The sequence below is a fragment of the Algoriphagus marincola DSM 16067 genome, from assembly GCF_000429405.1.
GTDB classification, from domain to species: domain Bacteria; phylum Bacteroidota; class Bacteroidia; order Cytophagales; family Cyclobacteriaceae; genus Algoriphagus; species Algoriphagus marincola.
Genome location: NZ_AUBU01000010.1, coordinates 234582 through 253133, shown reverse-complemented (window position 1 = coordinate 253133; position 18552 = coordinate 234582). Strand labels below are relative to the sequence as shown.

Here is an 18552-nt window from a genome sequence, read left to right as displayed (position 1 = left end):
CAAGACGATCAATTCTTATGACTAATTTATCATCTAAGGCAATTGCTTTTTGCCTTTATTTTTTATTCATTCTGATTTTTACAGCTTCAATATCCTTCGCGCAAGAGGATCTATTTGAATCCAATGAAATCATCGACATCAAGATGGCATTTTCAATTAAGGATCTTCGAAGCACTACTAATGACAGCACATTTACCGAGGAACTAGTTTGGGTGAAGTCCCCCGATGGAGAGTGGGGAGAAATGCCTATTGAACTCCGCGTGAGGGGAAATTTTCGTCTCAGTAACTGCTATTATCCACCCCTCCGGATGAAAATTAAAAAGAAGAATCGTGAGGGGACGATGTTTGAGGAAAATAAAAGTATCAAAGTTGTATTTCCTTGCTCACGCTCTAAAACAGCAGAGTCATATCTGGCGAAAGAGTTTATGGCTTATCAACTTTTTGAAGAAGTAAGTGAGTATATTTTTGAAACCCGAATGATGCGTGTCACTTTTATCAATGAAGATAAAAAGGATGAGGAAGAGGTCATGTTGGGTTTCTTTTTGGAAGATGATGATGATGTAGCGGATCGTTTTGATGGAGAAATTGTAGATGACAAAAGGATTTTAGGAACGTTATTGGAAGATTTGCCTGCTGTCCGCCATGATTTCTTTCAGATGATGATCGGTAATACGGATTTTTCAGGTCTTTTCAAGCATAATTCCAAAACGCTCATGCTTCCCGAAGAGAAACTGGTCCCACTTGCCTATGATTTTGATATGACTGGCTTAGTCAATCCGCCTTATGCACAGGTGAGTGATTTGGTTGATATTGAAAGTGTGACAGATCGATTGTATCGAGGTTTTTGTAGGGAAAAGGAGGTTTTTTATACGGTAAGAGACGAGTTTTTGCAAAAAGAAGAGCGAATTTTTGAGGTGGTGTCCAATTATGAAGAATACATGACTTCCAGTCAGTACCGAGAGTCTGTCCGGTTTTTAGAGGATTTTTTCAATATCCTTAAAAATGATAGGGTCTTTGAAAATCAAATTGTCTTAGCTTGCAGAAATTACTGATAAGTTAATTTTCAGTGAAATGCTGATCCCTGTCAAACTATGATTTGGAAAAAAAATAAGAGACCCGAACAGCTCGAAGAAGAAAAGCAGCGGGAAATAGACCGTGAAATCAATAAAACTTCTAAGAAGAAGACAGACGGAGCCAAAACCCATGGAGAAATTCTTCGGGATCAAATTACTGAGGCTCTGGAGACTTATGATAAAAATTCCAGTAGCATTCTTTTGAGTTCTTTTGCAGCAGGATTAGAGATTAGCTTTAGCTTTTTACTGCTTTGTACATTTTACTTTTTTCTTGAAGGACGATCTGATGAAACGGAAATTTTCAAAACCATTTCACTAGTTTATCCAATTGGATTCATTTTGGTAGTATTGGGTCAGAGCATTCTCTTTACTGAGCAGACAGCTTTATTGACTTTGCCTGTGCTAAACAAGAAGCGGTCAATTGGCAGTATGTTAAAGCTATGGGGATTGGTCATAGCAGGCAACCTTCTCGGGGGTTATTTTATGAGTTTTGTTCTGACTTGGCTGGGACCGAGGCTGGAGATATTTGACCATGAAGTAGTTGAAGCTATCGCGATGCATGTATTGCATGGAACCGTCCCTGTGATATTTGTCAGCGCAATCATTGCAGGCTGGCTGATGGGACTTTTATCTTGGCTTTTAGCTTCCTCCAGAGATACCATAAGCCGGATTGTGATCATCTTTCTGATCACCACAGTTCTATCTTTTGCAGGTCTTCATCACAGCGTTATTGGTAGCATTGAGGTATTTTCAGGCTTTCTAGTTTCTGATCAAATTCACCTCTCAGACTATTTGACATTTCAATCCACAGCCCTCTTGGGAAATGCCTTTGGTGGGGCAATTTTCGTTGCCCTTTTGAAGTACCGGGCATTTATTTTTAACATTGGAAATTAAAGTTCGGAAAGAAGAAATCACAAAACCATGAAACGGATAATTCTCCTTATTTTAATGATTTGTTTCTCGCTATCCTTTGCTTGCACTGCTCAAAATCAAGCCGAAAAATCTCTGAAAATTGAATGGGATCTTGTTGAAAATAAGCTTTCTGAGCCCTATTCCCATCAGGCTGGATTTATAATCGAAAATCAGAGTGAGGTAGCTATCCAACCAGGATGGAAGTTGTATTTCAATAGCGTCTTTTTCGACCTGAATGCTCAGCTCAAATCCCCTGACTATGAGATCAAGCATTTGGCTGGGGACTTTTTTGTTTTAACCGGTTCAGAGGCTGTAGGATTGATTCCTGTTGGAGAAAAGCTCGAAATCGAATACCTAAGTCGTAATCCTCATTTCAAAAATAGCCATGCGCCGGATGGACTAATTTTCACCTTAGCAGATGGAAGTATTGCTAGTAATCTGAGGTATCAAAAACATGAAATGAGTGTTTGGGACCTTGAAAAATATGCTGCAGGAAGTCCATTGCCAGTTCCCACCCCAGCTATTTTATTTTCCCAAAACGAATCGCTCAAGGAGCTTTCTATAGAAGAGATTCCTCCCTTTGTTCCTACGCCTCATTTTTGGTCAAGGCAAGGCGAAACTATTCAGGTTACTCAGGCAGGTTTGGCTGTGGTGGGGGATAAGGTCTTTGCAGAGACGGCAACTTATCTTACCAAGCAGATTAAGGCTCATTATAACCCTGACGTTGACCGAGCAGAAAAACCGGTTCAGATTCGAATTTCGAGGAAGGAAGGCTTTCCATCAGAGGGTTATTCCTTAGAAATCAGGGACAGAAGAGTGTTAATCCTTGCTTCTGACGAAAAAGGTGCTTTCTATGGCGTCCAATCTTTTTTAGCATTGCAGTCAGCGGATTTCTGGGACGGGCTTTCCAATCAATTGACTTTACCGCAGATTAGCATTTCTGATCATCCTGCTTACTCCTATCGGGGATTCTTCTTGGATGTAGGTCGTAATTTTATAACCAAAGATGAGATTTTTCGGCTACTGGATTTGATGGCTTTGTATAAGCTAAATACCTTTCACTTTCACTTGGCTAATGATGAGGGATGGAGACTTGAGGTAAAAGCACTTCCTGAATTGTCTGAATATGCATCTAAGCGAGGTTTTTCTGATAATGAAACAGACTTTTTGTGGCCATTTTATGCCTCTGGAGTAGAGAAAGGGCAATCACCCGGTTCTGGGTTTTATACTCAAGAGGAATTCAGAGAAATACTTCTTTATGCTGCCGAAAGAAAGATTGAAGTGATTCCTGAAATTGGTTTTCCTGCTCATTCTCGAGCTGCAATTAAAGCGATGGAGAAGCGATACGAGCGATTTAGTCAACTCGGAGAAATTGAAAAAGCTGAGGAATTTCGCTTGATCGACCCTAATGATAACTCGCCTTATCTATCTGCTCAGAATTTTCGAGATAATACCATTTGTGTGTGTAGAGAGTCTGTTTACAAATTTTTTGAAACGGTAGTTTCCGAAATTAAAGCGCTCTATGAAGATGCAGGACTTAGCTTGAAAACCTTCCATACGGGAGGAGATGAGGTACCTCATGGAGTTTGGGAAAATTCTCCGCTTTGCGAGCAGTTTTTGAAAGAGAACAAGTCTATGACTAAGGCGGGCTTGGGAGATTATTTTCGATCTCGAATTGGATATTTTTTGAAGCGTCAAGGTATCCAACAAGCCGGTTGGGAAGAGATAGGACAAAAGCTTGAAGAGGGGGAAGTCATCCCTAATCCTGATTTTTCGGATCGTTCTTGGCAGCTGTATGCTTGGAATGCCGTTGCCGGTTGGGGAGGGGAAGACATGGCCTATCGATTGGCTAATGATGGATTCCCTGTCGTAATTTCTTCCAGTGCCAATTACTATTTTGATCTTTCATCAAGTTGGGATCCACGAGATCGGGGACATACCTGGTCTGGAGTCACGAGCTTATTCAATACCTGGCAAACTGTCCCGGGAAAATTCCACCTATCTCACGACGAGACCGTGGAAGGAAAGCCTTGGGATTGGGAAGAAGCGGAGCAATCATTTGAAAAACTCACCGAAAAGGGAAAAGAAAATATTCTAGGGATCCAAGGACAGATCTGGACGGAGACAGTAAAAAGCCCAGAAATGCTAGAATCGTACCTTTTACCTCGTTTCTTAGCACTTACCGAACGTGCATGGGTCGGAGATCCAGATTGGTCGGAAGCTAGTACTATTCGGGAAAAATTAGAAAAGCGAGAATTGGAGTGGAATATCTTCGTCAATCAAGTTGGGCAAATAGAAATTCCTAAGCTGGAGAAAATTAATGGAGGATATGAAATTTCCATTTCACCTCCCGGACTTCAATTGCGTGAAGGAATGGTGTATGCTAATACAGAGATACTTGGTTTGAATATTCGTTTCACCACGGATGGTTCTGAACCTACAGCAGAAAGCTCTCTTTATTCAGAACCTATTCCTTTTTCGGAAAAACTCCGATTTAAAGCATTTACAAAAAGTGGCCAAGGTAGTCATGTGAGTTGGTTGGAAAATTAAAGCGGAGGAACTTGTCCTTTGTATTTCTCCAAAAGGCTGTCATTATATTTTTCGCCCTCTTCGGTATTGGCACTGATGAAAAGTTCTGGAATTGTACCTGTTTTGGCTAAGCTCTCCACAGCCTGCGCCATAATGGCTTGAAGAAGTGCTGCTCCTACCACAGTGGAAGTTGCTCCTACTTTTCCTGGAATTCCTGAAATCTCAACTGCAGCATCACCGATTTCGCCCTGATTATCTAAAACCAAATCACTTACTTGGTAAAGCTTCAAACCGGAACTATGTCGTGATGCCACAGATCGACTATGAGCAAGGTTGGTTATACAAATTACCTTTGCTCCTTGATTTTGGAATGCTTGAGCAAGTTCAATCGTTACAGCATTTCTCCCTGAATTTGAAGCGATTATAAGAGTATCCTTTGAGCTTAAGTTTATTTGACTCAGGATTTTATGGGCATATCCTTCTTCCCGTTCGAGTATAGAGCTTTTCGAAGCACTTTCATGAAGCATCAAAGGTGGATCTAATATTGGGTAAACCCTTGCAAATCCCCCTGCGCGGTAAAAAATCTCTTCTGCTAAAAGATGGGAATGGCCCGTTCCAGCAGTGTAAATCCAACCTTCATTTTGAATGGTGCTTGCGACCCATTCTGAAGCCTGAAGAATCTCTTGCTCCTGTGAGAAAGCTCCTTTGAGTTTGGAGAGTATGAGTTGATGAAACCGCTCAAATGCTTTTTCCATAACTTCAGTTTAAAAGGATTTCATCGACAAATACCCATCCTTTGGCTCCTGCTCCGGGATGCCAAGGTGGAAGTGATTGGATGGGGTAGAGTTTGACTTGGATTTTATCGAAATCAGCATCTTTCAAAGAATAGGAAAGGAGTTCGGATCTAATTTCTCCTATTTTTTCGGACTGTTCTGGTTTTTCAGAATGAATAATGGTGCTTTTTCCGTTCTTCCAACCAATGATTTCTACCCGAGTAGGTGGAAAAATATAGGCTGATTCATTGTAAAGTAAACTAATCGCCAATTCTGAAATTGAATGACTTTCCTTCAGCATCAACTCAGCTACAAACGGATCCTCGCTGTAGCCCAGCCACTCACCAGAAGTGTGATTATTTTCTCCTTTGATTTGGTCGAATAGCGTCTCTTCAAGATCGCCCTGATATCTTGGGTTTGGCTGGGTCAACAAGCGATATTCTGTAGGTTTTATTCCGGATTTCATAAATATGGAACTAACTTCCTGTGATCCAATCCACCCTTTCGCAAAAGCTTTTGCCCTTATTTTTCCGGAACTTGTCACTGTGATAGGTGATTCGTAAACGGGACTTGACAAGCTGTCTGGCTCGGTTCCATCAATACTGTATCGGATTTCTACAGATGGAATGGGGTGGCTGAGTTCCATTTCTAGGCTTTCTGAAAATAAAATGCGCTCCTGTTTGATTCTTGGAGGGTTAAGAGGAAGAATTACATCCGATCCATCAAAGCCAAAGTCAATTTCGGTATTTGGCAATTGAGCTCTTAAATTGGCTTTTTGTTCAGCGGATAATCCTGTCTGCCAGAGAAAAAGCTTTTCAAGGTTTTTCATTCCCGAAATTCTCTCCAAAGCAACTTGTGATAGTTGAATGCCGGAAAGAGAAAGCTCTTTCAAGCTCTTAATATTTGGAAAGCGCTCCAATTTATCTTGACTAAGCTCTGCAAAATTCAAGGATAGCTTTTCAAGATTTGGAAATTCATTTAGAAAATCTAGTGAAGCATTACCAAGAGGCATTTTGTCTAAATTCAATGAAATCAATTGAGTCCTGATTTCCTGCAAGTCAGAAAGCGATTTTGGGTCAAAAGCAGCAATTCCAAAGTAGGAGAGTTCCAATGCAGGGGACTCAGGATAGATGGGATTTACTTTTCTGAAAAATGTATTCAGCTCTTCAAGCTTTTCATCAGATACTGCATCAAAATCATACTCCTGTTTACTATCGAAGGTCTTAGATGCAAATTGAAATAATTCATGCTCTTCAGGAAGATCAGCGACTTTTTGATCAAAAGTTGCTCCTGAATTGACCCAAGCAGTCAAAATATTCATTTCCTCTTCGGTGAGCTGGGTTTTATTCTTGGGAGGCATATGCTCCTCCTCTTCCAAGGGCAGATTGATTCGTTTAATTAAAAGGGAATTGTCAAGGTCGCCAGCAAGGATAAAAGGTCCTGATTTACCACCTTTTTGTAAGCCTTCTACAATATCCATCCGAAGCTCACCTTTTACCTTTCCATCTCGATGGCAGCTTTCGCATTTGCTCTGTAGAATCGGTCGGACTAGGTGCTCAAAAACTTCCGCCTCGGCTAGTGTGACCTCAGGTTCAGCTGTTTTGAGTGGAGCAAGTAAGAAATCCTCTCCATGCGTGATAGCAGCTCCCCAATGTCCGGTCAAAACAATACAAAGCATCAAAAGGATTGAAGGAATTTGAAGTGCATTTTGCTTTCTTTTTTGAAAAAAATAGAAAAAACTTCCTCCCCAAAAGGTGATCATACCGGCCCACTGATGCCAAAAGAGCGCATCGCCTTCATACCCTTCACTGGATAACACTAAACCTGCGATTACCGTGATCCCGGAGAAATTTGCGCCCAAAAGCAAAAGAAAAGGAGCAATCTGAGCGTATGCTTCACTTTTGTAAGACCTTGGTAAGACCCAAAATAACAATCCACCCATCACCAAAACTATGGGGAAGTGCAAAAGTAGGGGGTGAGCTCTTCCCAATACTTGAAGAAAAGGTGGAATACTTGCGATTTCTATTCCGACTAAAAGAATCGCGGAAAAGCCAAACCATACGAAAAGTAGGTTTTCTAGAATTGCTGATGGGCTAATGCGGGATCGGGCCATTTAGACTAAAATATCTTTGACTACATGACCGGATACATCTGTCAGCCTGTACCTTCTTCCCAGATGTTTATAAGTAAGCCTTTCGTGATCTATTCCCATCAAATGGAGAATTGTGGCTTGGAAATCATGGACATGAACCGGGTTTTCAGTGATGTTGTAGCCAAATTCATCAGTTTCTCCATAGACCATTCCAGACTTCACACCGCCTCCAGCCATCCAAATTGAGAAAGCTCGAGGATGATGATCTCTACCGTAGTTTTCCAGTGTTATTTTTCCCTGGCAATAATTAGTCCTACCGAATTCCCCTCCCCAGATAACAAGGGTCTCATCCAAAAGTCCTCGCTGTTTTAAGTCTGTAATCAGTGCAGCAGAAGCTTGATCTACATCCTTCGCCTGCATAGCCATTTGACTGGGGAGATTATCATGCTGATCCCAGCCTTGGTGATACAATTGAACAAAACGAACGCCACTTTCAGATAATTTTCGAGCGAGAAGACAGTTGGCAGCATAGGTTCCCGGTACAAGACAATCTGGTCCGTATAGCTTGACGATTGAATCAGGCTCTTTGGAGACATCGGTGATTTCTGGTACAGCAGTCTGCATTCGAAAAGCCATCTCGTATTGCTGGACTTTTGCAGTGATAGCCGGATCGTTGAATTCCTTGAAGCTCAGATCATTCATGGCGGCAATGTGATCCAGCATTTTTCTCCGTTCATTTCTACTCATAGAATGAGGGTCCCGGAGATAAAGCACTGGATCCTCTGAATTTGAGAACTGTACACCTTGATGAGTGGCATCTAGAAAACCATTGCTCCAAAGCTTACTGTAAACACCCTGACCATTTCCTCTGCCACGGCTTAGAAGCACGCAAAAGGCCGGTAGGTTGTTGTTTTCACTTCCAAGCCCATAGCTAAGCCAAGAACCCATGCTGGGTCGGTTTCCTACCTGAGCTCCTGTTTGAAAGAAGGTCAAAGCAGGATCATGGTTGATGGCCTCCGTATGCATGGATTTGATGATACAGATGTCATCTACTACTTTGGCGGTGTAGGGGAAAATGGAGGAAATCCACGCCCTGCTTTCCCCATATTGATTGAAGTCATAATAGGAACCAACCAAAGGAAACTTATCCTGTCCGGCGGTCATACCCGTCAATCGCTGACCCATCCGGATAGACTCAGGTAGATCCATCCCGTAATTTTTCTGCAAAAGTGGTTTGTAATCAAAGGACTCAAGCTGGGAGGGAGCCCCATTTTGAAAAAGGTAAATAACTCGCTTGGCTTTCGGAGCAAAGTGTGGCAAAGCGGCCATGATAGCATCTTCTGCTTCCGATTTGCCTGAAAAAAGGTCTGGAATCAATAGAGAACCTAAGGCGGCACTCCCTAAGCCTAGACTTAATCTGGAAAGGAATTTCCTTCGATTCAAACTTAATCCATGCTCTAAAAACTCCTTCTCCATCGCTATATTTTGGTTATCGTTTCTTCTAAATTATACAGACTGACAATCACCTGCATCAGTGCGGCAGTTCTGGGATTTATATCCTCTTCCTGGAGTGGATATTCTCCCACAGCGAGCGTTGGCTTGATAGTCTCCGGTTCTGATCCAAATCGCTCCAACTGATCTTCAAAATAGTCAGAAATCAAGGTGGCTTCCGAGGCTTTCATCGGTCTACAGAGTATGCGTTTGAATGCTTCTTCAATGGCTGCTTCAGATTCAGAATGTTTATTGGTTAGCTCACTCGCGAGGACACGAGCAGCTTCCAAAACCATGGGGTCATTGAGCATGACGAGAGCCTGAAGGGGGGTGTTGGTTCTTCCTCTGCCTACTTCGCATCGGTCTCGATTACTAGCGTCAAAGATGATTGCTTTTGGAGGTGGAACAGTCAGTTTAATGAAATTGTAGATTCCTCTTCGGTAAAGGCTTTCTCCAGTATCCTGCGCATATTTCGCCAATTCTCCCCGGCCTGAGGTGGCTGCTTCCCAAATACCATCGGGCTGATAAGGCTTTACGCTAGGTCCTCCAACTTTTTGTACCAGAAGACCACTACTTGCCAATACCAAGTCCTGGATATTTTCAGCCGGTAATCTCAATCTCGGAGCTCGAGCCAAATACACGTTTTCCGGATCGGTTTTGAGATGTCTGTCTGTGATTTGAGCAGATTGTCGATAGGTGGCCGAAGAAAGGATTTGTTTTAGTAGCCGTTTGATGTCCCAACCGTTTTCCATAAAATCCACCGCTAACCAGTCCAGCAGTTCGGGATGGGAAGGAAGGTCCCCTTGCATTCCAAAGTCCCCTGCCGATTTTACGATACCTGTTCCGAAGATTTCTTGCCAAATCAAATTTACAAATACTCTGGCAGTCAGAGGGTTATCTTTATTGGTTGCCCATTGAGCCAGTCCCAGTCGGTTTTTGGGTAGCTCATCCGAAAACTCCAGAATAGATGCTGGCGTTGATGGATTTACAGGATCGGTCGGTGCATCATATACTCCTCGGTCCAGAATATAGGTGGTCCGAGCCTCTTCTTCATCTAATTCACCCATCACGGAAATACTTAATCTACTTGTATCGGGATGGTTAATGAAATCCAAGATGCCTCCCAAGTCCTCTTGCTCTACCCATAGAATAGGCGTTTTGGCAGGTTTGGAGACGCTGACATCTCCTTCAAAACCTTTTTCCCGGCTATTATTGAAGAAGGCGAAAAGTTCAAAATATTCTTTCTGAGAAAATGGATCGTACTTGTGGTCGTGACATTGTGCACATTCCATGGTAATGCCAAGCACCCCTGTGCTGAAGGTGTTGGTTTTGTCCAAAACATATTCGATGCGGTATTCTTCATCTATCACGCCTCCCTCTTCGGTGTATTTGTGATTTCTGTTGAAAGCTGTCGCCAAAATTGTTTCCTTGGTCGGATTGGGAAGTAGATCCCCAGCCAGTTGCCAAGTGATGAATTGATCGTAAGGTAAGTTATTGTTGAAGGCATGAATGAGCCAATCCCGATAGGGCCATTGGGTTCGGATATTGTCATCTTGATAGCCGTAGCTGTCCGAGTATCTTGAAATATCCAGCCAAAGGATCGCTAACTTTTCTCCGAAGCTTTGCTCTGAAAGAAGATTATTCAATAAGTCTTCGTAGGTATTTTCTCCTTCAAAACCCTGGTATCGTTCCAAAATTTCTGGACTAGGAGGAAGGCCAGTCAGATCTAAACTCGCTCGCTTGATCAATTCATAATCTTCGGCTTCTGGATTGGGTTCTAGCCCTTTTTCCTTCATCTTCTTCCAGGTGAAATGATCAATTTCATTTCTAGCCCAGTCAGGAGCTTCAGGGATTTGTTTTTTTTCTGGCCTGACAAAAGCCCAATGAGGTTCGTAAGCAGCTCCTTGCTCAATCCATTTTTTGATTAGTTCGATCTCAGAATCCAAAAGCTTCAAGTTGGACTCGGGAGGAGGCATTTGTTCGGATGGGTCTTCCGATATAATTCTATGATAGACTTCTGATGCATTTGGATCTCCAGCTACCAAAGCGAATTTACCTGGGCTTTCTTTCAGGGCTTCGAAGGCTCCTGTTTCGGTATCCAGTCTTAATCCAGCTTCCCGCTTATTGGCGTCGGGACCATGACAGGCAAAGCATTTGTCTGAAAGGATGGGACGAATATGAAAGTTATAGCTGATTTGATCTACAGCTTGTAACTCAGGAGAATTGGATGAGGTGCCTGTACATCCCCATCCGAATAAACCTGCAAGGAATAGCGTGTAAAACGAATATTTTGCCGACAATTTCAAAAGCTGAATTGAATTATTTTGAAAAAGTAAGTTAAATAAAAATTTTCAAAAAGTTTTTCCCTTTTTCTAAAAAAAGAGGTTTTTCTAGATTTGAAAAAATGGGCTCTAGATTTTAATTTTTGGAGATAAAAAATAGGATTTAAAGGCAAAAAAAAAGCTCAGACCTAAGTCTGAGCTTTGTGCACTCGGAAGGATTCGAACCCTCAACCCTCGGAGCCGAAATCCGATATTCTATCCAGTTGAACTACGAGTGCTTATTCCGATTTAGCTTTGAAGTACTCCTTGAACTTTTTCAGCTGCTTCTTTCAATGTAATCGCCGAGAAAACTTTCAATCCCGACTCGTCGATAATCTTGGCACCTTCTTCTGCATTGGTACCTTGAAGTCTTACGATAATTGGAACGCGAATATCGCCAATAGATTTGTAAGCTTCAACAACTCCGCTAGCAATTCTATCACATCTTACGATTCCTCCAAACACGTTGATCAAAATTGCCTTAACATTTGGGTCCTGAAGGATAATTCTGAATCCGGCTTCAACGGTAGTAGCGTTAGCACCACCTCCCACATCTAGGAAGTTGGCAGGCTCACCACCGGATAATTTGATCATATCCATGGTAGCCATCGCTAGTCCGGCTCCATTTACCATACAGCCTACGTTTCCGTCAAGCTTCACGTAGTTTAGACCAGATTTACCAGCTTCCACTTCCAATGGATCCTCTTCAGAGATATCGCGAAGCTCAGCAAGGTTTTTCTGACGATACAAAGCATTGTCGTCAAGATTTACCTTAGCATCTACTGCTAGGATTTTGTCATCTGAAGTCTTCAATACAGGATTGATCTCAAACTGAGAGGAGTCCGTTCCTTCGTATGCCTTGTAAAGAGCAGCGATGAATTTGACCATTTCTTTGAAAGCATTTCCGCTAAGTCCAAGTTTGAAAGCGACCTTTCTTACCTGAAAGCCTTGCAATCCTACTTTCGGATCGATCCACTCTTTGATGATTTTCTCAGGAGATTTTTCTGCAACCTCTTCGATATCCATTCCGCCTTCTGTAGAAGCCATGATTACGTTGCAACCTTTGGCTCTATCTAGGAGGATAGATAGATAATATTCCTTTGGTTCTGAATCGCCAGGATAGTAAACGTCCTCAGCGATCAAAACTTTACTTACTTTCTTACCTTCTGGACCCGTCTGATGAGTTACAAGTGTTCCGCCAAGAATATTCTTAGCTTTTTCACCTACCTCCTCAAGTTTTTTGGCCAATACCACGCCGTTTGAACCAGTTTCTTGGATTTTACCTTTTCCTCGACCACCAGCGTGGATTTGAGCTTTGATCACATACCAAGAGGTACCTGTTTCCGCGTTCAACTTAACTGCAGCTTCGTGGGCAGCTTCTGGACTGTCTGCTACGATTCCTTCTTGAATCCGGACTCCGTAACCTTTCAATACTTCTTTCGCCTGATACTCGTGTATGTTCATTGCTCAAAATTTTTGGCGAAGTTAAGCCCTTCAGCTTTATAAATCAAACCTGAAAAAATCCTTTTTTATCAAAAAAAAGCCTTTAATTCCCGTTTTCTAAAAATATCCAACTTGCTAATCCTTTAGAAAGAAATCTATAATGCTGACTGCCAGAGAGATTCATAAGTCATACGGAAACCTTCATGTTTTGAAAGGAGTAAACCTTGAAATATCATCTTCGGAGATTGTTTCCATCGTAGGTTCCTCCGGTGCTGGAAAAAGTACGCTTTTACATATTTTGGGCACTTTAGATGATCCTGATTCCGGAGAGGTTTTGATTGAAGGGAAAAATATCTTCGCCCTGAATCGAGATAAGCTAGCCACCTTTCGCAATCAGACGGTAGGCTTCATTTTTCAGTTTCACAATCTGTTGCCGGAATTTACGGCCTTAGAAAACATTCTGATCCCCGGGTTTATCCAAGGGCAATCCGAGTCTAAGTTGAAAAAAAGAGCTTCAGAACTAGCAGAAATCCTGTCAATCAGTCATCGATTGGACCATAAGCCTTCTGCACTTTCGGGAGGGGAGCAACAGCGAGTGGCTGTGGCCAGAGCTTTGATCAATGATCCCAAAATTATCTTCGCAGATGAACCAAGTGGAAACTTGGATACGCAAAATGCCCATCAGCTTCATGAGCTTTTTTTCAAGCTTCGGGATGAACTAGGACAGGCATTTGTCATCGTCACTCACAATGAAGAGCTGGCAGCCATGGCTGATCGAAAGCTGGAAATGAAGGATGGAGTAATGGTCTAGCCTACTTTTTCAACTTTTTCAGCATGGCATCGATATGCTTTTTTGATTCAAACATATCCTGAAATACTCCGGCAATTTTCATGTCCGAATCGATGAAATAGGTGATTCGCTTGGGCATCTTGATGAGTGGAATGAGCGCGTCGTACGCTTTGCAAACTTTTCCGGATTCATCTGCCAAAAGCTCAAAGGGAAGTTTATGAGTTTTTTTGAACTTCTCATGTGTCTCGATAGAATCTCTACTTACTCCAAAGACAGGAATATCCAAATCCCGAAAAGCCTCAAATTGATCTCTAAACTCACAAGCCTCCGCTGTACAGCCGGGGGTAAAGTCCTTCGGATAAAAGTATAATACAAAGCTTTTTCCAGATAGGTCTTGATGTAGATTCAGTGAAAGTCCAGAAGTCCCTTTTACAGAAAAGTCTGGTGCTTGGGTGCCAATTTTTAATGCCATGAGTTTGAAACTGTATTTAAAACTGTTTGTTAGCTTGAACTCAAAGTAAAGAAAAATGATTCTTTCTTTCTTACTTGCTCCAACTGATTAAAAAATACCCCGACCTTGAAACTATCCGGCGTGCAGTCCATGATTTTGGCAGGAATATTCTTTGCCTTGATGAATGTGTCTGTGAAGTTTATCCCTCATATTCCGGCGATCGAAATCATCCTATTTCGCTCCATTTTTAGCCTTATTTTCAGTTATGCTTTTCTGAAAAGTCAGGGTGTATATGTCTTTGGAAACAATAAAAAACTACTGGTAATCAGAGGTGTAGTTGGATCGATCGGACTGATTACCTTTTTCTACACGCTTCAGAAAATCCCCTTGGCAAGTGCTGTGACCATTCAATACCTATCACCGATTTTCACCACGATTTTGGGGATATTTCTAGTTAAGGAACGGGTCAAGCCTATTCAATTCTTCTATTTTGGTTTGGCTTTTCTAGGTGTGATTGTGGTGCAAGGTTTTGATCCGAGAGTGGATTTGCTTTATGCCAGCATAGGAATTATTTCTGCACTTTTTTCGGGCTTGGCTTACAATGTGATCCGAAAATTGAAGAATACTGAGCACCCTTTGGTGATTATTTTTTACTTTCCTCTAGTGACCTTACCCATTGCCTCGGTTATTGTATTATTCAATTGGGTAAATCCCGTGGGTTGGGATTGGGCGATATTGCTTTGGATTGGAATCTGTACTCAGGCAGCACAATACTTCCTGACTTTAGCATATCAAAACTCAAATGTGTCTAAAGTTTCAAGCCTAACATATTTGGGAATGATTTATGCATTGTTTTTTGGGTATATCTTTTTCGAAGAGACATTTACGCTTGGTTCTTACATAGGTATGGGCTTGGTTGTACTGGGAATATTATTGAATTTAAGAGAAAAGTAGTATGAAGTGGTTACATTTTGAAAGTGAGATGCGACTTAAAAGAAAACCTTTAAAGATGAGCCCTAAATCTTTTCTATCACTAATAGCATTCGCGCTGATATTCCTTTCCATTTTTTCTTGTGTAGAAGAAACGGAAGATCCTCCAGGAAATGGTCAGTTAAATTTTGACTGTAACCAGTTTGCCTACGCGGATACGATATATTATTTGAATGCCACACAAAATATACTTGTAAGCCCTACTAATCCTATCCAAGGAACTTTCGAAGCAAGTCCAAATGGCTTAGCAATCGATCCTAGTTCAGGAGTTATCGATATCAATGCGAGTGAAACAGGTCTTAAATACAAAATCACATTTACTCCTCAGGGAAGCAACCAGACATGTGAGACTTTTCTGACTATTGGAGGAGTCAATTACCTGGATGGAGTGTATGTTTTGGATCAAAATCAAACCTTGGCAGCGCCTATATACAACGGAGTTCCAGGGCTTGCCCTACCTTGTAATGATGACGACGATGATGATGATGACGATGACGATAGTAGTTGTGACTTTGATACCGAGAATCCTACCGGGCAGTTATTAGAGGATTTAGGATTTGAGATTTCAAGTGATGGCATCTTTGATTTATTGGAGACAGTGGAAAATGGTACTTTCGGTGCCACTCCTGTGAATGGAGAAGTTCTTGATGTTGAGTTATTTTATAGATTGGCAGATTTGAGCGGGGAAGCATTAAATTCTATTCCGTTGCGTTTCTTTTATTATGAAACAGTGGCCGATATCCCACAGGCTCTTTTGGATGATATTGAAGAAAAAAGTGATCTAATCAATGAGCTTAGATCAGGAAAATCGTCTAATTTCAGGATAGCAAATCAAACCAGGCCCCGAAGAGTGCCAAGGCCACCATTTATTGTAATAGTGGCGAATCTACAGTAGGGGCTTTAACAGTCCCTAATAGTGTCAAATCTTTGGAGTCGTCTTTTATGTTTTAGCATTTTTTTTATACCTCTAATTGTCAAAGGGCAAGAGAAAAATCAAAAAATCCAAAAGGCTGATTCTCTTTATTTTTTACCATTTCCAGAGGAGAAAGATGATAGAATGGCAATGGAACTCTATTCAGAAATTCTCTCTGAGGTTCCAGATTCTGATGAAGTATTCGATTTCATAAGAGCTGCCGAGCATTTGGGTAACCTACAAGTGATCTACGGCTTGCAGTCAGAAGCTGCAAACACCTACCGTAAGGCCTTATTTTTCACAAAGGGATTTCAAAAGCCAGATACCTTGGTCTATGCCTCAAACTTGTACCTCGGTGAGGTTCTTTTTCGGATGAGTAGACTTGACAGCGCGATTTTTCATCTGAAAGAAGCTGAACGTCTTCAGGATCAAATCAGTACAGGGACCTTGCCAGAGCGGCTTTTTAATGCCTTGGGAGTCTACTACTTCGAGACCGGGAATTATCTTCAAAGTATTCAATATTTCACACAGGCAGAATCATACTTGGAGACTTCCGGAGATTATGCACAATTTGCCCGCTACAGTTTTTTGAGCAATAAAGCCTCCGCGCTCTACCATTTAGAAGAATACGATAGTGCGCGTTCGATTTACCTCCAACTCCTTGATTGGAATATCAACTCCAATCAAGTTCGGATTAACCTGGCAAATACTTTTCTAAAGGAAAAAAGGGGAGGAGAAGCTTTGGAAGTACTGAGTCAGATCGATGGCGTTTCTGGTACGAATTACTTATCCTACTTGAACCTCCAAACGAAAGCATTTCTCCTTCAAAATAATCTATCAAAAGTAGATAGTCTGCTCCAGGCCACACAGTTTGCCTTGGATAGCCTCCAAATACCTTCTAAAAACTACCAAAGAGGTATCTTCTTAGCCAACTTTGGAGATTTTAAATCAAAGCAAGACAGGCTTCAAGAAGCAGTCACTTATTATCATTTATCTGTCAGAGAGTTACATCCCAGTTTTAATTCAGAAGATATCTTTGACAACCCCAAAGAACTTTCCTTGGGAATGGGTGCAGTTACACTTTTTGAAAGCTTGGTCTCTAAGGCTCGTGCAGCTTGGAGTTTATACAGGATAAACCAAGAAGCCGAATTTTTCGAATTAGGCTGGGATTCTTATGAATCTGCCTTTGCATTAGCTGAATTTATATCAGCAAATTTCGATAATGATGAGGCCAGAATATTCTTGGGTGATCAGGTTTTACAAGCCTACCAATTAGCAATTAGGCAGTTAATAGATTTTTCCCGAAGCAGTCATGAAGAAAGAATCAAAAATCAAGTATTCCTTTGGGCAGAACAGAGTAAGTCAACCGCACTCAGGCTGGGTATCTTGGAAACTAAGAGACGGCAAAAATCAGCTATTCCAAAGAAACTGCTTGAGGAAGAGCGATTGATTTTACAAAAATTGGCTAAAAATTATCGAGATCAGTATGAGAATTTTGATGAATCTCAGCTCGTAGATCTCAAATCTGAATACACTGAATTACAGGTCAGCCTATCTAGACTTCGTGATGAGATCAAGGAGTTTTCCCAAACAGAAGAGGATTCTGCTAATCTCACTCTAGCAAACATTCAAAATAGACTGCCTGACAACACTGTTTTACTATCCTTTTTTGAAGCTGATGATTACCTAGTCACTTCATTGCTGAGCAATAAAAATCTTGACTGGAAAATCTTTGATTGGAGTGAAAAGGATCGAGATAAAGTACTGGCATGGAAAGAGCAAATTAGATCTTGGAAGTCAGGTATGCGATATCAAATCCCTGAATTTATTGATTCACTGAGTGTTCGGGTTTTTGAAAACTGGGGAAATGAAATCAGTGAATCCAAACTGTTAATGATTGTTCCACATGGTGCTTTCTCTGGTGTTTCCTTTGATGAGCTTTACGTTGATGGAGAAATGCTTATCGAAAAACTACCGATCAGCTACCAATTTTCGGCCCTTCAAATTCAAACTCAAGAACTCTCTCCTTGGAATGGATCGAGCATGATAAGCTTTGCACCTTTTGATAGGAGCTCAGGTCCAGAGGGATTGGGACTTCCCGTTCTACATGGATCGGCAGCTGAAATTGAGAGCTTGCCGGGCTTGAAGATTCAGGGCTCTGAAGCCACACTTCAGCGATTTCTAGCTCAAGCAGATCAAAATAAAGTTATTCATTTAGCTACCCATGCCATCGCTTCTGATGAAGATAATGAGGCATCTTTTGTGGCATTTTATCCTGAAGGAGATTATAGACTTTTCGAAAACGAATTGAGGTATCAAGCTTTTGATCAGGTCGAATTGGTATTTTTGAGTGCCTGTGAGACCGGGTCTGGCAAATTCAGTGAATCAGAAGGTCTTGTCAGTCTGGCTCGGGCTTTTTCATTTGCAGGAGCTGATAATCTTATATCCACGCTATGGCTCACAGAAGATCGGGTAGCAGCCTATTTATCAAAAGAGTTTTACAAGGGGCTAGACGCGGGTTTGACTTATGCTGAGGCACTAAGGGAGGCAAAGCTAAGCTTACTCCAAGATCCAGAAATGGTACAGTTTCGGGATACTCCTTATTGGACCAATTTTGTCCTGGTGGGGCAGATTCAGGAGAAATCTATTTGGAGCTCCATGATTCAGCTTATTCTCATTGTGGGAATTATCCTGATTTTGGCCGGATTGATTTATTGGTTTTTAATTTCTCGCCGGAGATAGAAAATCAGTCGGATTTAGAATAAAAAAATCCG

At 41.6% G+C, this 18552-nt stretch carries 13 protein-coding genes and 1 tRNA gene; 7 read left to right on the top strand and 7 right to left on the bottom strand.

Annotated elements, in window-relative coordinates:
- Positions 1 to 143 precede the first annotated feature (143 nt).
- From G457_RS0111675 to G457_RS0111665, 3 genes are read left to right on the top strand one after another with little or no spacing between them, the layout of a single operon-like run.
- Positions 144 to 1052 carry a hypothetical protein gene (locus tag G457_RS0111675; protein WP_155847138.1) on the top strand — a complete coding sequence of 303 codons (909 nt, stop codon included), beginning with the start codon at positions 144 to 146 and terminating at the stop codon, positions 1050 to 1052.
- Positions 1053 to 1091: 39 nt separating this feature from the next.
- Entirely contained in the window at positions 1092 to 1967 is an 876-nt protein-coding gene (locus tag G457_RS0111670) for a formate/nitrite transporter family protein (protein ID WP_035483710.1), read from the top strand.
- Between the two features lie 27 nt (positions 1968 to 1994).
- Positions 1995 to 4535, top strand: coding sequence for a family 20 glycosylhydrolase (locus tag G457_RS0111665; RefSeq protein WP_035483708.1), 2541 nt, complete (start codon positions 1995 to 1997; stop codon positions 4533 to 4535).
- On the opposite strand, the gene G457_RS0111660 is transcribed toward G457_RS0111665, so the two are convergent.
- The 6 genes from G457_RS0111660 to sucC form a co-directional block, all read right to left on the bottom strand.
- On the bottom strand, positions 4532 to 5269 hold the full coding sequence (locus G457_RS0111660; RefSeq protein WP_051260801.1) for a sugar isomerase domain-containing protein: 738 nt from the start codon (positions 5267 to 5269) through the stop codon (positions 4532 to 4534). The genes G457_RS0111665 and G457_RS0111660 overlap by 4 nt on opposite strands.
- A 4-nt stretch (positions 5270 to 5273) precedes the next feature.
- A complete protein-coding gene (locus G457_RS0111655; RefSeq protein WP_026946644.1) occupies positions 5274 to 7400 on the bottom strand; it encodes a c-type cytochrome domain-containing protein in 2127 nt (708 codons plus the stop codon).
- Complete coding sequence (locus G457_RS0111650) at positions 7401 to 8855, bottom strand: DUF1501 domain-containing protein (protein ID WP_024282747.1); 1455 nt, start codon at positions 8853 to 8855, stop codon at positions 7401 to 7403. It abuts the gene before it with no gap.
- Positions 8856 to 8857: 2 nt separating this feature from the next.
- A complete protein-coding gene (locus tag G457_RS0111645; protein ID WP_026946643.1) occupies positions 8858 to 11170 on the bottom strand; it encodes a PSD1 and planctomycete cytochrome C domain-containing protein in 2313 nt (770 codons plus the stop codon).
- A gap of 186 nt (positions 11171 to 11356) precedes the next feature.
- Positions 11357 to 11430, bottom strand: a tRNA-Arg gene (locus G457_RS0111635).
- 10 nt (positions 11431 to 11440) lie between these two features.
- Entirely contained in the window at positions 11441 to 12655 is a 1215-nt protein-coding gene (sucC, locus tag G457_RS0111630) for an ADP-forming succinate--CoA ligase subunit beta (protein ID WP_026946642.1), read from the bottom strand.
- 139 nt (positions 12656 to 12794) lie between these two features.
- Between sucC and G457_RS0111625 the strand changes: the two genes are divergently transcribed.
- Positions 12795 to 13445: an ABC transporter ATP-binding protein gene (locus tag G457_RS0111625; RefSeq protein ID WP_026946641.1), complete on the top strand. Its 651-nt coding sequence runs from the start codon at positions 12795 to 12797 to the stop codon at positions 13443 to 13445.
- 1 nt (position 13446) lies between these two features.
- Here the strand turns inward: G457_RS0111625 and G457_RS0111620 are convergent, their stop codons facing one another.
- Positions 13447 to 13896 carry a peroxiredoxin gene (locus tag G457_RS0111620; RefSeq protein WP_026946640.1) on the bottom strand — a complete coding sequence of 150 codons (450 nt, stop codon included), beginning with the start codon at positions 13894 to 13896 and terminating at the stop codon, positions 13447 to 13449.
- A gap of 105 nt (positions 13897 to 14001) precedes the next feature.
- On the opposite strand from G457_RS0111620, the gene G457_RS0111615 reads away from it, so the two are divergent.
- From G457_RS0111615 to G457_RS0111605, 3 genes are all read left to right on the top strand, one after another.
- On the top strand, positions 14002 to 14829 hold the full coding sequence (locus G457_RS0111615) for a DMT family transporter (RefSeq protein ID WP_262900061.1): 828 nt from the start codon (positions 14002 to 14004) through the stop codon (positions 14827 to 14829).
- 55 nt (positions 14830 to 14884) lie between these two features.
- Positions 14885 to 15760, top strand: coding sequence for a hypothetical protein (locus G457_RS0111610; protein WP_026946638.1), 876 nt, complete (start codon positions 14885 to 14887; stop codon positions 15758 to 15760).
- A 162-nt stretch (positions 15761 to 15922) separates the two neighbouring features.
- Entirely contained in the window at positions 15923 to 18520 is a 2598-nt protein-coding gene (locus G457_RS0111605) for a CHAT domain-containing protein (protein ID WP_155847137.1), read from the top strand.
- Positions 18521 to 18552: the final 32 nt, after the last annotated feature.

Coding starts and splice junctions, on each gene's coding strand:
- G457_RS0111655 (WP_026946644.1), bottom strand. CDS start 7,400: ATGGCCCGATCCCGCATTAGCCCATCAGCAATTCTAGAAAACCTACTT.
- G457_RS0111665 (WP_035483708.1), top strand. CDS start 1,995: ATGAAACGGATAATTCTCCTTATTTTAATGATTTGTTTCTCGCTATCC.
- G457_RS0111605 (WP_155847137.1), top strand. CDS start 15,923: ATGGCAATGGAACTCTATTCAGAAATTCTCTCTGAGGTTCCAGATTCT.
- G457_RS0111675 (WP_155847138.1), top strand. CDS start 144: ATGGCATTTTCAATTAAGGATCTTCGAAGCACTACTAATGACAGCACA.
- G457_RS0111670 (WP_035483710.1), top strand. CDS start 1,092: ATGATTTGGAAAAAAAATAAGAGACCCGAACAGCTCGAAGAAGAAAAG.
- G457_RS0111650 (WP_024282747.1), bottom strand. CDS start 8,855: ATGGAGAAGGAGTTTTTAGAGCATGGATTAAGTTTGAATCGAAGGAAA.
- G457_RS0111625 (WP_026946641.1), top strand. CDS start 12,795: ATGCTGACTGCCAGAGAGATTCATAAGTCATACGGAAACCTTCATGTT.
- G457_RS0111660 (WP_051260801.1), bottom strand. CDS start 5,269: ATGGAAAAAGCATTTGAGCGGTTTCATCAACTCATACTCTCCAAACTC.
- sucC (WP_026946642.1), bottom strand. CDS start 12,655: ATGAACATACACGAGTATCAGGCGAAAGAAGTATTGAAAGGTTACGGA.
- G457_RS0111610 (WP_026946638.1), top strand. CDS start 14,885: ATGAGCCCTAAATCTTTTCTATCACTAATAGCATTCGCGCTGATATTC.
- G457_RS0111620 (WP_026946640.1), bottom strand. CDS start 13,896: ATGGCATTAAAAATTGGCACCCAAGCACCAGACTTTTCTGTAAAAGGG.